This is a genomic window from Streptoalloteichus tenebrarius (genome assembly GCF_024171885.1).
Classification (GTDB): Bacteria; Actinomycetota; Actinomycetes; order Mycobacteriales; family Pseudonocardiaceae; genus Streptoalloteichus; species Streptoalloteichus tenebrarius.
The window spans coordinates 1-19,255 of record NZ_JAMTCP010000037.1 but is presented as its reverse complement, the minus strand read 5'-3'; the positions used below and the strand labels follow the sequence as shown (position 1 = coordinate 19,255).

General features: G+C 73.1%; 16 protein-coding genes. 11 read left to right on the top strand and 5 right to left on the bottom strand.

Translation table 11 applies throughout. The features are described from left to right. Positions 1–44 precede the first annotated feature (44 nt). The 3 genes from LX15_RS24530 to LX15_RS24520 are packed head-to-tail and all read left to right on the top strand — an operon-like array spanning position 45 to position 3,317. On the top strand, positions 45–893 hold the full coding sequence (locus LX15_RS24530) for a nitrilase-related carbon-nitrogen hydrolase (RefSeq protein ID WP_301305185.1): 849 nt from the start codon (positions 45–47) through the stop codon (positions 891–893). A gap of 13 nt (positions 894–906) precedes the next feature. Continuing rightward, positions 907–2,307: a dihydropyrimidinase gene (hydA, locus tag LX15_RS24525; protein WP_253672010.1), complete on the top strand. Its 1,401-nt coding sequence runs from the start codon at positions 907–909 to the stop codon at positions 2,305–2,307. Between the two features lie 11 nt (positions 2,308–2,318). Next, positions 2,319–3,317 (top strand): TIGR03842 family LLM class F420-dependent oxidoreductase, encoded by a 999-nt coding sequence (locus LX15_RS24520; RefSeq protein WP_253672009.1) that lies wholly within the window; start codon positions 2,319–2,321, stop codon positions 3,315–3,317. A 27-nt stretch (positions 3,318–3,344) separates the two neighbouring features. Here LX15_RS24520 and LX15_RS24515 read toward each other — a convergent pair whose 3' ends face one another. Together LX15_RS24515 and LX15_RS24510 are read right to left on the bottom strand one after the other, a co-directional pair. Next, positions 3,345–4,202, bottom strand: coding sequence for a MerR family transcriptional regulator (locus tag LX15_RS24515; protein WP_253672008.1), 858 nt, complete (start codon positions 4,200–4,202; stop codon positions 3,345–3,347). Between the two features lie 120 nt (positions 4,203–4,322). Further along, positions 4,323–4,922, bottom strand: coding sequence for a short chain dehydrogenase (locus LX15_RS24510; RefSeq protein ID WP_253672007.1), 600 nt, complete (start codon positions 4,920–4,922; stop codon positions 4,323–4,325). A gap of 124 nt (positions 4,923–5,046) precedes the next feature. Between LX15_RS24510 and LX15_RS24505 the strand changes: the two genes are divergently transcribed. Beyond that, positions 5,047–6,726 carry an ABC-F family ATP-binding cassette domain-containing protein gene (locus LX15_RS24505; protein WP_253672006.1) on the top strand — a complete coding sequence of 560 codons (1,680 nt, stop codon included), beginning with the start codon at positions 5,047–5,049 and terminating at the stop codon, positions 6,724–6,726. A gap of 27 nt (positions 6,727–6,753) precedes the next feature. Here the strand turns inward: LX15_RS24505 and LX15_RS24500 are convergent, their stop codons facing one another. Beyond that, positions 6,754–8,433, bottom strand: coding sequence for an alpha/beta hydrolase (locus LX15_RS24500; RefSeq protein ID WP_308213514.1), 1,680 nt, complete (start codon positions 8,431–8,433; stop codon positions 6,754–6,756). Between the two features lie 308 nt (positions 8,434–8,741). Between LX15_RS24500 and LX15_RS24495 the strand changes: the two genes are divergently transcribed. The 7 genes from LX15_RS24495 (at position 8,742) to LX15_RS24465 (ending at position 15,681) form a co-directional block, all read left to right on the top strand. Then, entirely contained in the window at positions 8,742–9,305 is a 564-nt protein-coding gene (locus LX15_RS24495; protein WP_253672005.1) for a YceI family protein, read from the top strand. A gap of 193 nt (positions 9,306–9,498) precedes the next feature. After that, positions 9,499–10,935, top strand: a complete 1,437-nt coding sequence (locus LX15_RS24490; protein ID WP_253672004.1) for a sensor histidine kinase — start codon at positions 9,499–9,501, stop codon at positions 10,933–10,935. A gap of 16 nt (positions 10,936–10,951) precedes the next feature. Beyond that, on the top strand, positions 10,952–11,596 hold the full coding sequence (locus tag LX15_RS24485; RefSeq protein ID WP_253672003.1) for a response regulator: 645 nt from the start codon (positions 10,952–10,954) through the stop codon (positions 11,594–11,596). A 140-nt stretch (positions 11,597–11,736) separates the two neighbouring features. Beyond that, entirely contained in the window at positions 11,737–13,191 is a 1,455-nt protein-coding gene (locus LX15_RS24480; RefSeq protein WP_253672002.1) for a purine-cytosine permease family protein, read from the top strand. A 385-nt stretch (positions 13,192–13,576) separates the two neighbouring features. Further along, positions 13,577–14,005 (top strand): hypothetical protein, encoded by a 429-nt coding sequence (locus LX15_RS24475; protein ID WP_253672001.1) that lies wholly within the window; start codon positions 13,577–13,579, stop codon positions 14,003–14,005. 9 nt (positions 14,006–14,014) lie between these two features. Continuing rightward, entirely contained in the window at positions 14,015–14,896 is an 882-nt protein-coding gene (locus tag LX15_RS24470) for a hypothetical protein (protein ID WP_253672000.1), read from the top strand. Continuing rightward, positions 14,893–15,681, top strand: a complete 789-nt coding sequence (locus LX15_RS24465; RefSeq protein ID WP_253671999.1) for an ESX secretion-associated protein EspG — start codon at positions 14,893–14,895, stop codon at positions 15,679–15,681. The genes LX15_RS24470 and LX15_RS24465 overlap by 4 nt, the downstream gene beginning before the upstream one ends. Positions 15,682–16,458: 777 nt before the next feature. Here the strand turns inward: LX15_RS24465 and LX15_RS24460 are convergent. Further along, entirely contained in the window at positions 16,459–18,105 is a 1,647-nt protein-coding gene (locus LX15_RS24460; RefSeq protein WP_253671998.1) for an ABC-F family ATP-binding cassette domain-containing protein, read from the bottom strand. A gap of 500 nt (positions 18,106–18,605) precedes the next feature. Beyond that, positions 18,606–19,255 (bottom strand): (Fe-S)-binding protein (locus LX15_RS24455; RefSeq protein WP_253671997.1); only part of this gene is annotated, 650 nt, incomplete at its 5' end.

The window sequence follows — 19,255 nt, the reverse complement described above, 5'->3', positions numbered from 1 at the left end:
CCTGTCACTGCCGATCTCGCGCCGCGCGCCACCAGGATTCGCCAATGAGCGAGGGAGAGATCGTCCGCGCCGGTCTCGTGCAGCAGCGCTGGACCGGCGACCGGGACTCGATGATCGACAACGCGGTCGCGGCGATCGGGACGGCGGCGTCCCAGGGCGCGCGGGTCGTGTGTCTCCAGGAGCTGTTCTCCGGACCGTACTTCTGCCAGGTGCAGGACCCCGACTACTACTCCCACACCGAGGGTGTCCCCGACGGTCCGACGACCCGGCTGATGTGCGAGGTCGCCGAGCGGCACGGCGTCGTGCTGGTCGTGCCCCTCTACGAGGAGGAACAGCCCGGCGTCTACTACAACACCGCGGCCGTCATCGACGCCGACGGCACCTATCTCGGCAAGTACCGCAAGAACCACATCCCGCAGGTCCGGGGCTTCTGGGAGAAGTTCTACTTCCGCCCCGGCAACCTGGGCTACCCGGTGTTCGACACCGCCGTCGGCCGTATCGGCGTCTACATCTGCTACGAGCGGCACTTCCCCGAGGGGTGGCGCGCGCTCGGGCTCGCCGGCGCGCGGATCGTCTTCAACCCCTCGGCCACCAGCCGCAGCCTCTCCGAGTACCTGTGGCGCCTGGAGCAGCCGGCCGCGGCCGCGGCGAACCAGTTCTTCGTCGGCGCGATCAACCGGGTCGGCGTGGAGCCGTTGGGGGACAACGAGTTCTACGGGCAGTCCTACTTCGTCGACCCGAGGGGGCAGCTCGTCGGACCCGCCGCCTCCGACACCGAGGAGGAGGTCGTCGTGCGCGACCTGGACATGGGTCTGCTGGCCGGGGTGCGGGACCTCTGGGCGTTCTACCGCGACCGGAGGCCGGACAGCTACGAGTCCCTGACCCGACCCTGAACGGAGGCCCACCATGCGGATCGTCATCCGGGGCGGCACCGTGCTCTCCTCGACCGGCGCGGTGCCCGCGGACGTGGTGGTCGACGGGGAGCGCGTGGCCGCGCTCGTCGCGCCGGACGCGCTGACCGGGGACTGGTGGGGAGCGGCGGACCGCGTCATCGACGCCAGCGGGAAGTACGTCCTCCCCGGCGGCATCGACGCGCACACCCACATGGAGATGCCCTTCGGGGGCACGCGGGCCAGCGACACCTTCGAGACCGGGACGCGGGCGGCGGCGTGGGGCGGGACCACGACGATCATCGACTTCGCCGTACAGCGCAGGGGCTCCTCGCTTCTGTCCACACTGGACGAATGGCACGCGAGGGCCGACGGGAACTGCGCCGTGGACTACGGGTTCCACATGATCGTGTCCGACGTCAACGACGCCACCGTGAAGGAGATGGACGCCTGCCTGGCGGCCGGGGTGAACAGCTTCAAGATGTTCATGGCCTATCCCGGCGCGTTCTACGCCACCGACGGCGAGATCCTCCGCGTGATGGGCAGGGCCGCGGAGAACGGCGCCATGGTGATGATGCACGCGGAGAACGGCATCGCCATCGACGAGCTGGTGGCGCGCGCCCTCGCCGCGGGACGCACGGACCCGGTGCAGCACGGCCTGACCAGGCCTCCGGAGCTGGAGGCCGAGGCCGTGCACCGCGCCGTGACCCTGGCCAGGGTGACGGGTGCGCCCCTGTACATCGTGCACCTGTCGTCCAGCCACGCGTTGGACGAGGTCACGGCGGCCAGGGACACCGGCCAGAACGTGTTCGCCGAGACCTGCCCGCAGTACCTCCACCTGTCGTTGCGCGACCTCGCCCGGCCCGGCTTCGAGGGCGCCAAGTTCGTGTGCTCGCCGCCGTTGCGGCCGGCGGAGCACCAGGCCCCGCTGTGGCGGGGCCTGCGCACCAACGACCTGGCGCTGGTCTCCACCGACCACTGCCCGTTCTGCTTCTCGGAGCAGAAGGAGCTGGGGCGCGGGGACTTCACCCGGATCCCCAACGGCCTGCCGGGCGTGGAGCACCGGATGGACCTGATCCACCAGGGCGTGGTGGCGGGGGAGCTGTCGCTGGCGCGGTGGGTGGAGGTCACCTCCACGACACCGGCCAGGATGTTCGGCCTCTACCCGCGCAAGGGCGTCATCGCGCCGGGCTCCGACGCCGACATCGTCGTCTACGACCCGACGGCGCGACAGACGTTGTCGGCGAGCACGCACCACATGAACGTCGACTACTCGGCGTACGAGGGCATGGAGGTCACCGGTCGCGTGGAGACGGTGCTGTCGCGGGGCCGCGTCGTCGTCGACCGGGGTGAGTACCACGGGAGTCCCGGTCACGGCCGGTTCCTCGACCGGGCGTTGTGCCAGTACCTGAACTGAGGGGGTGGGGTATGGATTTCGGTGTCGTGTTGCAGACCGATCCGCCGGCCCGCGAGGTGGTCGAGCGGATGCGGGTCGCGGAGGACGGGGGCTTCCGCTACGGCTGGACGTTCGACTCCTGCGTGCTCTGGCAGGAGCCCTTCGTCATCTACTCCCAGATCCTGGCGAGCACCTCGTCCCTGCGGGTCGGGCCGATGGTGACCAACCCGAGCACGAGGGACTGGTCGGTGACCGCCTCCCTGTTCGCCACCCTCAACGACATGTTCGGCAACCGGACGGTCTGCGGGATCGGGCGCGGGGACTCCGCGCGCAGGGTCATCGGGCAACGGCCCGCGTCCCTGCGCACCCTCGCCGAGGCCATGCACGTGATCAAGGAACTCGCCGAGGGGCGGGAGGTCACGCACCACGGCGCGCCGGTGCGTCTGCCGTGGGTGCGGGACGGCCGGTTGGAGATCTGGATGGCCGCCTACGGGCCGAGGGCGCTGCGGCTGGTCGGCGAGCGGGCCGACGGGTTCATCCTCCAGACCGCGGACCCGGACATCGCGCGGTGGACGATCGGCTCCGTGCGGGAGGCCGCGCGCGAGGCGGGGCGAAACCCGTCGGAGATCACGATGTGCGTGGCGGCGCCCGCCTACGTCGGCGACGACCTGGCGCGCCAGCGCGACCAGTTGCGCTGGTTCGGCGGGATGGTCGGCAACCACGTCGCCGACCTCGTGGCGCGGTACGGCGCGGACGGGCCGGTGCCCAGGGCGCTGACCGACTACATCGAGGGGCGACGGGGCTACGACTACGCCCACCACGGGCGGGCGGGCAACCCGTCGACCGACTTCGTCCCCGACTCCATCGTGGACCGGTTCTGCCTGCTCGGTCCGGCTTCCGCCCACGTCGACCGGCTCGCCGAGCTGGCCGAGATCGGCGTCGACCAGTTCGCGCTGTACCTGATGCACGACGACCCGGACAAGACGCTCACCAGCTACGCCAACGACATCATCGGGCGCTTCCGGTCGTGATCCCGCGCCCGTGCGGAACGCGTGTCGTCACGCGCGTTCCGCACGGGGTGGGTCCTCGTGGCGGGTGGCGGGCCGGTGGAACGGCCAGGCGACGTCGACGACCCGTCCCGTCGCCGCGGCGTCGGCCCAGTCCGGGTAGTAGATCTCCCGCGCCGAGGCGCTGGGCCGCAGGTCGTGCCGGGCCAGCCACGCCGCCACCGTGTCGAAGGCGGAGACCACGGCGGGGTAGCCCGCCTGGCTCCTGGTCAGCTCGACGTAGGCCTCGCGGTGGCCCGGCTCGAACCGCACGCCGACCCGCCCCGCCGGGGTCACGGCGTCCCCGGTGGGCGCGCACACCTCCACCAGCGCGGGGGAGTCCTCGCTGACCGTGCCGTGGTAGATGGCGAACACCGGGCCGGACAGTCGCGCCCCGGCCGCCGTGAGGTGCGTGAACAGCTCCTCCGTCGCCTCGCGCAGGAACGCCGGCAGCTCGTCCGCGCTCACGTGCCGCTGGACGTGCGCCACCTTCTGCTCCGGCACGTCCCGTTGCCGCACGACGTGGGTGTCGTCCTCCTGGCCGGACAGGACCCGGCGCACGTACGGCACGAGCGCGCTCCGCGCGGAGTGCTCGGCCTCGACCCGGCGCCAGTAGGCGGAGACGGCCTCGTCCGCCTCGGCGCCGTCCAGCGCGAGCACCGCCCCGATCTCCGACAGGGGCATGCCGATCCCGCGCAGCAACGCGATCCGCCGCGCCCGTTCCACCTGCTCAGGGCCGTAGTACCGCGCGCCGCCGCGTGGGTCGACGTGCGCGGGGACCAGCAGGCCCCTCGCGCCGTAGAGGCGCAGCGCCTTGTGGCTGAGCCCCGTTCTCGCCGCGAGGTCCCCGATGCCGATCAGCTCGTCCACGTGTCCACTGTGGCCCCTTCCCCTGGGGAAGCGCCAAGCGTCGGCGCGCCCGAGCGCCGTCGGCGCCCTCCCCGAGAGGGCGCCGACGGCGGGAAGACTCGGTGCGGGCGGCGTTGAGGATCAGCCGACGCGGTAGACCTGCCCGGTCTGCGCGCCCTCGATGGACTTCACGTAGGCCATGGCGGCCTGCGCCGCCGGCACCGGCGGGAAGCCGGGGAAGAAGTCCGCGTACTTCTCGGCGGACTCGCTGAGCACGGTCGGGCTCACGGCGTTGATGCGGCGGCCGTCGGGCAGCTCGATCGCGGCGGCGCGCACGAACGAGTCCAGCGCGCCGTTCACCAGGGAGGCCACCGATCCCGTGCGGATCGGGTCGTGCGAGAGCACGCCCGTCACGAGCGTGAAGGACCCGCCCGGCGACACGGCCTCGACGCCCCTGCGCACCAGCTCGACCTGGCCGAGCAGCTTGTCGACGACCCCGTTGAGGAAGTCCTCGCGGGTCAGCTCGGTCAACGGGCGGAACGGCACGGAGCCCGCGGTGCACGCGACCGCGTCCACCCGCCCGACGGCCCGGTACAGCGCGTCGATCGAGTCCGGGTCGGTGATGTCGACCCGGTGGTCCGCTCCGGAGCGGGACGCGGTGACGACCTCGTGCCGGTCCAGCAGGGCGGAGCGCACCGCGCCGCCCAGGGTGCCGGAGGCGCCGACCAGCAGAATCCTCATCTCTCGTCCTCCCGTGCGGTGGCGACCGGTTCGCTGAGCGACAGTAACCCATGTTTGTGCATGGAACTGGTCCGGATGGCGGACGGGACAAATTCGGTTTGTCCGGGCTGGTGCACTGGGGCGCATGGGACACGTCGAGCTCCAGAAGGTGGGATTCGGTCTTCCGGACGGCCGTCCGCTGCTCGACGACGTCTCACTCCGGGTCGGCGAGGGGACCAAGACCGCGCTGATCGGCCCCAACGGCGCGGGGAAGACCACGTTGCTGCGGATCGTGGCCGGGGATCTGGAGCCGCACGAGGGGAGCGTGACCCGCTCCGGCGGCCTGGGCGTGATGCGCCAGTTCGTCGGGCACGTCCGGGACGACTCGACCGTCCGTGACCTGCTCGTCTCGGTCGCCCCGCCCCGAATCCGCTCCGCCGTCGCCGCGCTCGACGACGCCGAGCTGGCCATGATCGAGCGGGACGACGAGGCCGCGCAGCTCCGCTACGCCCAGGCCCTGGCCGACTACGCCGACGCCGGCGCGTACGAGGCCGAGGTGCTGTGGGACCAGTGCACGACGGCCGCCCTGCGGCTGCCGTTCGACCGCGCCCGCTTCCGCGAGGTCCGCACGCTGTCGGGCGGCGAGCAGAAGCGCCTGGTGCTGGAGGCGTTGCTGCGCGGACCGGACGAGGTGCTGCTGCTCGACGAGCCCGACAACTACCTCGACGTGCCGGGCAAGCAGTGGCTGGAGGAGCGGATCAGGGAGACCCCCAAGACGGTCCTGTTCGTCTCACACGACCGCGAGCTGTTGGCCAGGGCGGCCACCAGGATCGCGGCGCTGGAGCTGGGCGCGGCGGGGAACCGTTTGTGGGTCCACGGCGACGGGTTCGCCACCTACGAGCAGGCGCGGCGCGACCGGTTCGACCGGCTGGAGGAGCTGCGCCGGCGGTGGGACGAGGAGCACGCCAAGCTGCGCGCGTTGGTCATCACCATGAAGCAGAAGGCGTCCTACAACGACTCCATGGCCAGTCGGTACCAGGCCGCGCTCACCCGGCTGCGCCGGTTCGAGGAGGCGGGGCCGCCCGAGGCGGTCCCCAGGGAGCAGCAGGTCCGGATGCGGTTGCGGGGCAGCCGCACCGGCAAGCGCGCCGTCGTCTGCGAGGACCTGGAGCTGACCGGGCTGGTCGCCCCGTTCGACCTGGAGGTCTGGTACGGCGAACGGGTCGCGGTGCTCGGGGCCAACGGGTCGGGCAAGTCGCACTTCCTGCGCCTGCTCGCCGCGGGCGGCAGTGATCCGGACGTCGACCACCGGCCCGTGCACGCCGTGGAGATCGCGCCGGTGGCGCACACCGGCGTCGCCCGGCTGGGCGCCAGGGTCCGACCGGGGTGGTTCGCCCAGACCCACGAGCACCCCGAGTTCGCCGGGCGCACCCTGCTCGACATCCTGTTCCACGGCGACGAACACCGGGCCGGCATGCCCCGCGAGGAGGCGAGCAGGGCGCTGGCCCGCTACGAGCTGGCCGGCGCGGCCCACCAGGTGTTCGACACCCTCTCCGGGGGCCAGCAGGCCCGGTTCCAGATCCTGCTGCTGGAGCTGGCCGGCGCGAACCTGCTGCTGCTCGACGAGCCCACCGACAACCTGGACCTGGTCTCGGCCCAGGCGTTGGAGGACGGGCTGGCCGCGTTCGAGGGCACCGTGCTGGCGGTGACCCACGACCGGTGGTTCGCCCGGTCCTTCGACCGCTTCCTGGTCTTCGGGGCCGACGGGCGTGTCCGCGAGAGCGACCGTCCAGTGTGGAACGAGGCGCGCGCGGAGCGCCGGTGAGCCGGGTCGGCCCACCGGCGCCGCGCCTCACGCCGGGTCGAAGGGCCGCCGGTCGACGCCGCACGTCGTTCCGGGAGGTGGGAGGGCGCCGCTGACGAGGTAGTCACGCTTGGCCCGCTCCGCGCAGGTGCTCGGCACGAGCATCGTGCTGTGCCCCGCGCCCTCCACGACGAGGAGCCGGGCCCTCGCCAGGTCGCGCAGCCCGTCCCGCGCGCCCTTCAGCGGGGTGGCCGGGTCGAACCTGCTGTTGATCACCAGGATCGGGTTGGCGGTCCAGCGGTTCCACGGCCCGGTGTGGGGTCGGACCGCGTCCCTGGGCCAGAAGGCGCAGCCCATCATGTCGAACACCCCGATCCGGCCGAAGAACGGGACGCGCGCGTCCTCCGTCACGGCGAGCCGGCTGTACGTCGCCTGGTCCCTGGGCACCAGGCTGTCCGCGCACTGGATCGCGTGGAACGCCTCGGTGCGGTTGGTGAGGTACGGCTCGCCGCCGTCGCGACCCTTGTCGTCCTCGCCGTCCTCGCCGTCCTCGCCGTTCGTGACGGCCGGAGACGGCGTCGCCGCCGGCTGGTCGGGGGCTTCGTGCAGCCGCTGGAGCGTCGTGGCGATGCCCGGCCAGTCCGAGGGGGCCGAGAGGTCGGCCGCGAGGTTGATCAGGGCCGAGTAGGTGTAGGTCGACGTCGAGCCGTCCGGGTTCGGCACGGTGATGGGCGCTCGTCGCGCCCGGTCCACCAGCGCCCGCCACTTCGCGTGGACGTCGCCGGAGGAGAACGCGCAGCGGGGGCCGGCGGCGACGCACTCGCGGAGGAACTCCTCGAAGGTCTCGGCGATGGCCGTCGCCACGTCCTGCCGGGCGTCGACCGGCTTGGCGCGGCCGTCGGCCCCGCGCCCGGTGGCGTTCCCCCGGAAGTCCATCGACCCGTCGAACACCATCGCCCGCACCCGGCTCGGGAACAGGTTCGCGTAGACCGCGCCGAGGTGCGTGCCGTACGAGATGCCGTGGTAGGTCAGGCGCGTGTCGCCGACCGCGCGACGCAGCAGGTCGAGATCACGCGCGGTGTTCACCGTCGACATGTGGGGCAGGAGATGCCCCGCGCGTCGCTGGCACCGCTCGACGAGTTCGCGCGACCGCGCGTAGAACGCGGGCTCCCCGCTGGGATCGCCGGGCATCTCCGGGAACGACGCGAAGAACGCGCGTTGTTCGGCGGCGGTGGCGAAACAGCGCACGGCGGTGCTGCGGCCGATCGCCCTCGGGTCCCACGACACCAGGTCGAACCGGGCCCGCAGCTCCTCGGAGAACAGCCACGGCCAGCGGGCGCGCTCCCTGAGTCTGTCCACTCCGGACGCTCCAGGGCCGCCGAAGTTCACGAACAGGCTGCCGATCCTGCGGGACGGGTCGCTCGCGGGCAGCCTGATCACGGACAGTTCGACGTGGTCGCGGCGCGGGTCCCGGTAGTCCAGCGGGACCGCGGCGGTGGCGCACTGGAAACCGTCGCCGCAGTCCGTCCAGGAGAGCGTCGGGTGGGGGACGGCGTCGGCGAGCACGTCCGTGGCGTCCTGTGTGGCGTTCATCGCGGCCACGGCCTCAGGGCCGCCGGCGACGACGCCGGTGTGGAGCCCGAGCGCGCACCCGACGGCGACGACGAGCGCCGTGACGCGACGGGAGGCCCGTCGCCGGCCCGGGGACGGGAACGAGGGAAGGGGCACGCGAACACCTCCGGGGTCGACGGGGTCTGGCGCGTCCGCCGTGTCCGGATCATCCCGTGTCGGGACGTGACGAAGAAGCCGCCGTCGCGCCCAACCCTTTATCGGAGCGCTTCGCTCCGATAAGTTCGGGGCGCGCGCCTCACGCCGGAGCGCCGCGGAACCCCGTCGGCGCCCCGGCCGGCGTGGCGGCGTGGCCGCGCCACAGCGCGAACACGGACGGTGTGCCGCGGAGGGGGCGGCGGCCCCTGGCGGTCGACAGGAGCGAGTCGGCGACCCCACACCGCGGCGGACGACGAAGGAGCGACCGAGTGTCCACCGAATCCCTGCCCACCGCCTCCACCGCACCCGAGCCGGGGCGTTGGACGATCGATCCGACGCACTCCACCGTGGCGTTCGCCGTGCGCCACCTGTTCAGCCGCCAGCGGGGGCGGTTCACCGACTTCGACGGGCTGGTCGTGATCGACGAGGACCCCGCCCGCTCGACCGTCGAGGCGACGATCCGGACCGCCTCGGTGGACACGGCGCACGAGCAGCGGGACGAGCACCTGCGGGGCGAGGAGTACCTGGCCGTCGAGCAGCACCCGACCATGCGGTTCCGGAGCACCGAGGTGCGGCTGACCGGGACCACCAGCGGCGAGGTCGTCGGCGAGCTGGAGATCAGGGGCGTGACCCGGCCGGTGACCCTCGCCGTCGACTACCTGGGCACCGGCGACGACCCGTGGGGCGCCACCAGGACGTCCTTCTTCGCCCACACGGAGATCGACCGCGAGGAGTTCGGGGTCAGCGGCAACATTCCGCTCGCGGCGGGGGGCGTGCTCGTCGGGCGCACCGTCCGGATCGAGCTGGACCTGGAGCTGGTCAGGGAGTCCTGAGGGGGGTCGTGGCCCCGGGGCGTCCCGGCGGGTCCCGGCGTCCGCCGGCCCCGCCAGGGACGTCCCCGGGGGTTGCCCGGACCGATGACTGGGGGAAACCCCCGGTCGAGTTGGTTGCTTCCCTGGTGGGAGGCGCGTCCGGCGTCCGGCAGTCTGGACGCCGTCCACAGCGCCACCCCACCGGGAGACCACGATGAGCGCCGCCCTGACAGCGCCGAGCGCGCCGAGCCCGCCGGGCTCGGCGCGCCCACCGGGTCCGCCGGGTCCACCGGGTCCGCCGTCCGGCGGCACCCCGGTGGGCCCGCGGCCGCGGGCCTCCCGGCGTCTCCGGGCGGCGGCGGAGTTCCTCTACCTGCTGGTGGGGGTCCCGCTGGGCGCGCTGGGGTTCGGCTACGCCGTCCTCACCCTGCTGCTCAGCGTCATCACCGGGATCACCTCGCTGGGCATGCCGTTGTTGTCGGCGAGCGTGCGGGGAGCCCGCCGGCTCGGTGGGCTCCACCGCGGCCTCGCCCGAGGGCTGCTCGGGCTCACCGTCAGCCCGCCCCGGCCGCTGCCGCGCGGCCACGGGTTCCTGTCGTGGACCGCCGCGGGCATCCGGGACGCCGCCGGGTGGCGGGCCATGGCCTACCTGGTGCTGAAACTGCCGGTCGCGGTGGTCACGTTCGCCGCGGCCGGAGCCTTCTGGGGCTACGGCCTCTTCTTCACCAGCCACCTCGGCTGGTGGTGGCTGGTGCCGGACGGGCAGCGGATGGCCGTGCCCAACTTCGACTGGGAGATCGACACCTGGGGCCGGGCGCTGGTCCTGGCCGCCGTCGGGCTCGTCCTGCTCCTGGCCGCGCCGTGGGTCACCAGGGGCGTGCTGGTGCTGGACCGGGTGCCGCTGCGCGGCCTGCTCGGCCCGACGACGCTGAGCGAGCGGGTGCGCGACCTGGAGGAGGCCCGGTCGCACGCGGTGGAGGACGCGGCCGCGAAGCTGCGGCGCATCGAACGCGACCTGCACGACGGCACGCAGGCCAGGCTGGTGGCGTTGGCGATGAAGCTGGGCATGGCCAAGGAGTCCCTCGACGCCGAGGACGGGAGGGCCGACCTCGACCAGGCGAGGCTGCTCGTCGACCACGCGCACCGCGGGCTCAAGGAGACGCTCGCGGAGCTGCGCGACCTGGTGCGGGGCATCCACCCCGCGGTGCTCGACAGCGGTCTGGAACCCGCGCTGGCCACGCTGGCCGGGGACTGCGCCGTCCCGGTGCGGCTCCGGGTCTCGGTCCCGGACCGGCCCTCGGCCGCCATCGAGACCATCGCCTACTTCTGCGTGGCCGAGCTGCTCACCAACGTGGTCAAGCACAGCCGTGCCCGGCTGGCGACGGTGGACGTGGAGCAGCGGGGCGGCGTGCTGCGGGTGCGGGTCGCGGACGACGGCGTCGGCGGCGCGGTCGTGGGCAGCGTGGTCGTCGGCGGCGCGGTCGTGGGCGGCGCGGACCCGCACACGGTCGGTGTCACGGGCGGCGACGGCACGGGCAGCGGGCTGGCCGGCCTGACCGACCGGGTCCGTACCGTGGACGGACGGATCGAGGTCGACAGCCCGCCCGGCGGACCCACGGTGGTCACCGTGGAGCTGCCGTCGCACACCTGAGGAGAACCAGCACGCCATGCGCATCGTGATCGCGGAGGACTCCGTGGTGCTGCGGGACGGCCTCGTCGAGCTGCTGACCAGGCGCGGGCACGAGGTGGTCGCCGCCGTCAGCGACGGCGAGGCGCTGCGCGGGGCCGTGGCGGAGCACCGGCCGGACGTCGTCGTGGTCGACGTCCGGATGCCGCCCACCCACACCGACGAGGGGCTGCGCGCGGCCATCGCGCTCCGCGCGGAGCACCCCGAGCTGGGCGTGCTCGTGTTCTCCCAGTACGTGGAGACCCGGTACGCGGCCGAGCTGCTCGCGACACGGTCCGAGGGCGTGGGCTACCTGCTCAAGGACCGGGTGGCCGACGTGCGGGACTTCGTGGACGCGCTGACCAGGATCGCCGCCGGCGAGACGGTCCTCGACCCCGAGGTGGTGAGCAGGCTGCTGCGCGGCACCACCCGGTCCTCGGTGGTCGAGGCGCTCACCGCGCGGGAGCGGGACGTGCTGGGCCTGATGGCGGAGGGCCGCTCCAACGCCGCGATCGCCAGGGAGCTGTCGCTCAGCGGCGGATCGGTGGAGAAGCACGTCACCAACATCTTCGCCAAGCTGGGGTTGCCGCCGTCCGAGGACGACCACCGGCGGGTGCTCGCCGTCCTCCACTACCTCAGGTCCTGACCGGCCGTTCCGCCGAGCGGCCCGCGCCCGCCCGGCGCACACCCGTCTGGGATGCGAGACGGCATGTGGGCCAGGCCACTTCCTTTCGTCCCCCGCATGGTCCGGAATGGACCCTCCACGTGTGCGACGGGAGGTGCGCCTTGGCTGGTCACGGGGCGTCATGGGAGGTCGAACGCCGGTCCATCGACCCGGTTCCGGAGTCGGAGCGACACGGTCACCCGAGCAGTCTGTTCAGCCTGTGGTTCGCGGCGAACATGCAGATCACCGCCGCGGTCACCGGCGCGTTGACCGTCGTGGTGGGCCTGCACCCGCTGTGGGCGCTCGTGGCGGTGGTCGCGGGCAACGCCCTGGGCGGCGCGCCGATGGCGCTGCACGCGGCGCAGGGGCCCCGGCTCGGGGTGCCGCAGATGATCCAGAGCCGCGCGCAGTTCGGGGTCTTCGGCGCGGCCCTGCCGTTGGTGCTGGTCGTGGTGATGTACCTGGGGTTCTTCGCCAGCGGCAGCGTGCTCGGCGGGCAGGCCGTCTCGGGCGTCACCGGCCTGCCGGTCGACGTCGGCATCGTGCTCTACGCGGGCCTGTCCGCGCTGTTCGCGATCGTCGGGTACCGCCTCATCCACCGGTTCGGCTGGGTCGCCTCGGCGCTGTCGGTCGTGGTGTTCGTCTACCTGTCGGTGCGGTTGGTGACCACGCAGGACGTGGGCGCGGTGCTCGCGGCCCCGCACCTGGACCTCCCGGCGTTCCTGCTCGCGTTGTCCCTGACGGCGTCCTGGCAGCTCACGTTCGGCCCGTACGTGGCCGACACGTCGCGCTACCTCCCGTCGGCCACCTCGGTGCGGGCCGCGTTCTGGTGGACCTACGGCGGGACCGTGCTGGGCGCGGTCTGGGCGATGTCGTTCGGGGCCCTCGCCTACGCCGTGGCCGGCGGGGCGTTCAAGGGCAGGGAGGTCGCCTACATCGTCGGCCTCGGCCCCGAGTTCCTGGTCGTGCCGCTGCTGTTGGCGATCGCCCTCGGCAAGTTCACCGTCAACGTGCTCAACATCTACGGCGGCTACATGTCGATGGCGACCACGCTGACGGCGTTCACGCGTCGGGTGGCGTTGTCCCGCGCCGCGCGGATCTCCTACGTGCTGATCGTGGCGGCCCTCGGCGCCACCGTCGGCGTGCTGGGCCGGGGTGACTTCCTGCGGAACTTCGTGTTGTTCCTGGAGTTCCTGCTCTACTTCCTCACGCCGTGGAGCGCGATCAACCTCGTCGACTTCTACGCAGTGCGCAAGGAGCGGTACGACTTCACCGCGATCTACGACCCGGACGGCGTCTACGGCCGGTGGTGCGTGCCGGCGCTGGTGGCCTACGCCCTGGGCGTGCTCGTGCAGATCCCGTTCGCCAACGTCCCCGGCGTGTTCACCGGGTTCGTCGCGCCGGCGCTCGGTGGGGCGGACGTCGCCTGGCTGCTCGGGCTCGCCGTTTCGGGGCTGGCCTACTGGGTCGCGATGCGGGGCAGGGTCGTGCCCGGCGTCGACACGGAGGTCAGGGTGGCCGCCCCGACGGGCGGGACGGGGCCTTCGCCGGAAGTCGCGGGCGAATCGGCGCCGTAATGGCGCCGCGCCAGGGGCGGCGCGAATCACCGGGGTAGTCCTGTTGGTCGGCGGGGAAATTACTCCTCCTGTCACACCCCTTTTCGTACGAGTGCAGCAGGGGTGGCCGATTTCGAGGTGTGACCGTTGCCCGGGGAACTCCGGGCAACGGTGCTGCCCGGCTGGGCGGCAGTGTCGCGGCCGTCGCCGTCCCGCGACATAACCCGTGGTAGAGGCGGTGGTGACGGTGGGGGCGCAATTCCGTCGCCGCCGCCGTTTTTGGTCCGGCCCCTCCTTTCCCTCCATCCGGGTGATCTCGTGGGGACTTCCGTGTTCCGGGTCGTGGCCGTGAAGATGTTGATACGGTCGTGCCGAGGTCGAGGGGTCGACAAAGGGGGAAGTGCTCGTGGCCGGTGTGGAATCGTGCGATGGCGTCGTCTCCGGCGCGTGGGCGCCCCGGGAACGGATCGTCGGCGTGCGGCGGGACAACGTCCTCCAGGCCAGGGCCGTGCTCGTGCGGGAGGCGCGGGAGCTGCGGGCGTTGCTGACCTCCGTGGCGTCGGACCTGACCGCGCCGCCGCTGGCGGAGGACCCGGTCTCCTCGGACGCCGCGCGCGTCCTCGCCCACCGGCTGCGGGACGGCGAGGACTCCTACTTCGCGCGGTGGTGGCAGTACACCGAGAACCTCCTCGCCACCGCGGCCGACCTCGCCGCGGCCGCCCGCCGGTACGGCTACTCGGAGGACGAGATCACCTCGTCGTCCGGGCGGGGAGCCGACCACGGCCAGGACGGCGACGCCGCGCCGTCGTCCCCCGGGGCGTCAGTCCCGGAGTAGGGGGCGGGGATGAGCGGGCCAGAGGTGCGGTTCCACCGGTTCGAGGGCTTCCCCCTCCGGGAGAAGCGGGGGTGGTTCCTGGCGGGGCCGGGCGCGCCGGCGCTGCGTGAGGCCCAGCGGGCGTTACGCGAGGTCGGCCGGCGGATGGCGGAGTCGGACGAGATCCTGCGGTCGGCCTTCCGGGAGATCGGCGCGGACTGGCCCGGCGCGGGCCCGGGGACCGTGGCCTGCCCGGCGCTCCCGGACGGGGGCTGGACGCGGGAGGTCGAGGACGCCTGCGTCACCGCGTGCGCCCGGTTGGACGACCTCGTCGCGCGGTTCGAGGAGGCGCGCGACGCGCTGGACCAGCTCGCCCAGCCAACCGGGCCGGAGCCGCCGGCCGACCGGGACGCCGCGCCGGACCTGGGGCGCTTCGCCTCGGTGACGAGCGGCCGCGTCGACCTGGGGGAGCGGGCGCGCCAGGAGCGGGAACGGGACGCCGCCGCGACCCTGGCGCTCCAGGCGTACGAGAGCGCCGCCCGGTGCGCCCTCGAAGCCCTGCCCCGGTTGCCGGAGCCGCCGTCGACACGGGTGATCGCCCTGGCCGACACGCCGCCCGGCGCCCGCGACGGGGCCACGCCGCGCGGGTGCGCCGCCGACCGGTGCGACCCGGACGTCTGCCTGTGCGCGCACCGCGAGGACCTCCCGGACCCCGATCTGCCACCGCCCGTCCCGTCCGTGCCGTCCGGGCTCGGGAACCTGCCCGTCCTCGCGTCGGGCGGTGGGCTCTCCGTGCCGCGCGGCGCGCGGTTGGACGAACGCGAGCAGGTCGTGCGGTACCTGGTGCTTCCGGGAGAACGCCTCCGGGACGCGCCGGACGCCGGCGGACCCCGACGGACGGCGCGCCAGTGAGCGCCGCCGGGCTGCCGCCGTCGATGCTGATGTCGGTGACCGAGCTGGACGTGTGCTGGGAGTACCTCCGGCTCGGCCCGACCCCGGCCCCGCTCGGCCTGCCCAGCCCGGGCCGCACCTGGGAGGAGCGGCAGCGGGTCAGCACCTGCGGCCTGGCCAGGTTGCGGGAGCGGGGGTTCGCCGACCACCGGGGGCCGACCGAGGAGCTGGACCTCGCGCTCGACCTGTTGGCGCACTGGCACTGGTCGGTCGACGCCCACCTGTGGCTGGACCGGCACGTGCGCGCCGTCGCCGCCGTGCGGGGTGAGATCGGGACGCTCGCGGTGCGCGTCGCCGACGACGTGTGCCTGAGCCTGCTGCGGGACTACCAGATCGTGGACCAGCTCGTGGCGCTCGCCGGCCACGTCCCCGCCGGGCCCGGCGACGCGCTGAGCGTGCGCGCGGACGTCTTCGACGCCGCCGTCGACACCTGCGCGGGCGACCCCGGCGCGCTGGCCGAGCGGCTGGCCGAACGGGGGGAGCCCGCGCCGACCGCCCGCGCCCTGGTGCGGATGCTGGAGGGGGCCGGCTGGTTCGGCCAGTTCGGGGCGAGTGTCGACGACGCCTACGGCCCGTGCCGTCGCGCCAGGCGGGTCGTCGGCTTCCACGACACCGCCGGTGGGCGGTACGCGCAGCTCCGCCGGTCCCGCGACGACGGGACGTGGCTGACGGTGATGCCGGCCGGACACCGTCGTCTGGTCACCGCGATCCGGGAACTGCTGGACGAGATCGAGCCCCTCGACTGACCGGTCTCAACTGACCACTGTGGACTGTCCACATCGGTGTGTTGTCGGCGGCCCCGACGCGCGCCGTGCGGCCGGCGGGGCGCGGGTCGCACGGCCCGGGAGCGCGGCACTCCGTACCAGCGCGTCCTCGATCGAGTGAACGTCGATCGAGTCATCGTCCAGGACGACGCGGTTGGCGGGATGGAGTGGATCACCAGCGTTGACTCCAGCCTGGTCCGGGTCCGCCACCACGCCGCCGGCGCCCGGAGAAGGGGGCTGCCGCTGTCGGGGTCGAGGCCCTCGCCGTCAGCGGGGAAGGGCTCAGCCAGTCCCGGGGCGGACCGTGCGCCACGATCCACCTCGCGGTCGACGGACGTGGACTGCCGATGCGGATCCTGGTCGGATCCTGGTCCCACCCGGTCAGGGCGGGGACAACCCGCAACCGCTGCCACGGCTTGACGACATCCGCGTTGCCCGCCCCGGACCGGGGGCATCCCCGTGTCCGGCCGGAGGCGGTGATCGCGGAGAGGCGTACTCGCACCCGTCAACCCGCACGGCGCCGCGCACGCGTCGCGTTCGTCTGTCCGGAGCGTGGCGACCAGATCGCCCTGACTCATCATCGCCGCGATCGTCCTGTGGCTGCGATAACGCAGTAGGGGACACCGCCTGGTCCCGCTGGGCGCTGTCTACTGGTCTACAGCGTTACAGGTCTGTAGTGCTGTCTACTGGTCTACAGCGCTACCAGTAGACCAGTAGACAGCACTACTTGTAACAGGGTGTCAGTCCCTGTGATCGGTGCTAGTCCTGCTCGTTCTTGGACGCCCCGACCTCGTGGAGCGCGCCGTCGGACAGCTCCAGCCACCGCGTGATCCCGATCCGGGACAGGAAGGCCCGGTCGTGGCTCACCACGAGGAAGGCGCCCTCGTAGGCGTTGAGCGCGCTTTCGAGTTGGTCGACGCTGACCAGGTCGAGGTTGTTCGTCGGCTCGTCGAGCAGGAGCAGTCGCGGCGCGGGCTCGGCGTTCAGGACGCAGGCCAGGGTGGCGCGCAGCCGCTCCCCTCCGGACAGCGCGGACACCGGCAGGTGGATGCGGTCCCCGGTGAACAGGAACTGGGCGAGGCGGTGCCGGAGCTGGGTCTCGGGCAGCTCCGGCGCGAACCGGCGCAGGCTCTCCGCGACCGTCCACGCGGGATCGAGGAGGTCGAGCCGCTGGGTCAGGTGCGCCACCCTGCCCTCGGCCCGGCGGATCACGCCCGTGTCCGGCGTGAGGCTCCCCTGGACGAGCCGGAGCAGGGTGGACTTGCCCGCGCCGTTCGACCCGACCAGCGCCAGCCGCTCCGGGCCCCTGATCGACAGGTCGAACCCGTCGTCGCCGAACACCCGGCCCCGGCCGTCGAACCCCACGTTCACCCCCTCGCAGGTCAGCACCGTGCTGCCGGCCGGGACCCGGGTGGCGGGCAGGGCGACCACGATCCTCGCCTCGTCCCTGATCCGCTGGCTCGCCTCGGCCAGCCGGTCCCTGGCCTCGGTCACCCGCTGGGCGTGCACGTCCGCGGAGCGCCCCGCCGACTCCTGCGCCTTCCGCCGCCGCGCACCGGCGACGATCTTGGGCAGCCCGAGCGAGGACTGGTTGCGCCGCGCGGTCCCCGCCCGCCGCTCGGCGCGCTCCCTGGCCTCCCTCTCCTCCCGCCGCTGGCGGCGGAGGTCGGCCCGCGCCGTGCGGACGGCCTGCTCGGCGGCGTCCTGCTCCTGGCGGACCGCCTCCTCGTACGCGGTGAAGTTCCCGCCGTGGAGCTGGACCGACCAGGGGCCCAGCTCGGCGACGCGGTCCACCATGTCGAGGAGCGCGCGGTCGTGGCTGACGACCAGCAGGCACCCGCGCCACTCCTCGACCACCGCGTACAGCCGTTCGCGGGCGGCCAGGTCGAGGTTGTTCGTGGGCTCGTCGAGGAGGAGCACGTCGGGGCGCTCCAGCAGCCGCGCCGCCAGGCCCAGCGAGACCACCTCGCCGCCACTGAGTGTCCTCAGTGGACGGTCGAGGTCGACGTCGCCCACGCCGAGCCGGGACAGCTCGGCGCGGGCGCGTTCCTCGATGTCCCAGTCGTTGCCGACCACGGCGAAGTGCTCCTCCGCGGCGTCTCCCGACTCGATGGCGCGCAGCGCCGCGCGGACGGGGGCGATGCCCAGGACGTCCTCCACGGTGCCGTCCACCGCCAACGGCAGGGTCTGCGGCAGGTAGGCCAGCGAGCCCTGCACGGCGACGGTGCCGGATGCGGGGGTCAGTTCGCCCGCGACCAGGCGCAGCAACGTGCTCTTGCCCGCGCCGTTCGGTCCGATGAGGCCGGTGCGCCCGGCGCCGACGGAGAAGGACAGGTCGGTGAACAACGGGGTGTCGTCCGGCCAGTGGAAGGTGAGATGCGTGCAGACGATGGCGGGATCGAACATGGGCGTCCTCACGAGACAGGCGTGGTCGTGCCGGGGCCCGGCCCATGTCCGGAGTGGACGGCGGACGGGGCGGAGGGGGCGCGGCGACGACCGGTGAACGGGTGACGGAGACCAACGCCGGCGTCGCGTCGCTCGCGAGGCGCGGCGTGGGCGCGTGAAAGCGCTACGAGTTCCAGGACGTCGGAACCCTCGGGATCACTCCGAGAGGTCGTCCTCGCTGCTGAGCACCGCGCTGCTCCCAGTTTCGGCTACAGCCTGACGTTCGAGGACGCTAGCACCGGCCGCCAACCCGTTTTCGCCCTGGGTTTCCCCGCCCGTCGAGAGGGGCCGGGCATTCGTGCGGAAGAGGGGGAACGGGAGCGGAGAAGGAACGCTCGCGGGGTCGACCGGGCGGTTGTCGCGGCGACGCGGGGATCCGCCGGTCGACGAAAACGGCGGGGCCGCGGCCGGTGTCCCGGCCGCGGCCCCGCTCGTCATCGGGTCGGTGTGGTTGTCGCCGCTCAGTCCCCGGCGGCGGCCTCGGCGACCGAGGTCCGGTCGCCGGAGCCGTTCCCGCCGTCCTGGCCGCGCTTGACGGCGGTCAGCAGGAGCTGGGCCACGTCGAGCACCTCGACGCTCTCCGGGGCGGCCTTCTCGTTCTGGCGGGCGGTCAGGCCGTCGGTCATCATGACCCGGCAGAACGGACACCCCGTAGCGATCTTGGTCGGGGCGGTGCCCAACGCCTCGTCCACCCGCTCCAGATTGATCCGCTTCCCGACCCGCTCCTCCATCCACATCCGCGCCCCACCCGCGCCACAACACAACGCCCGGTCGGCGTGCCGCGGCATCTCCCGCAACGTCGCCCCGGTGGCCCCGACCAGCTCCCGCGGCGGGGAATACACCTTGTTGTGCCGCCCCAGATAGCACGGGTCGTGGTAGGTGACGTCCTCCCCCAACGGCGCCACCGGCACCAGCCGCCGCTCCCGCACCAGCCGGTTGAGCAACTGGGTGTGGTGCACCACCTCGAACTGGCCACCCAACTCGGGGTATTCGTTGCCCAGGGTGTTGAAGCAGTGCGGACAGGTCACCACGATCTTGCGTGCCGAGGCGGGCCGGTGTTCGAAGACGGTGTTGAGGACCTCCACGTTCTGCTGCGCCAACATCTGGAACA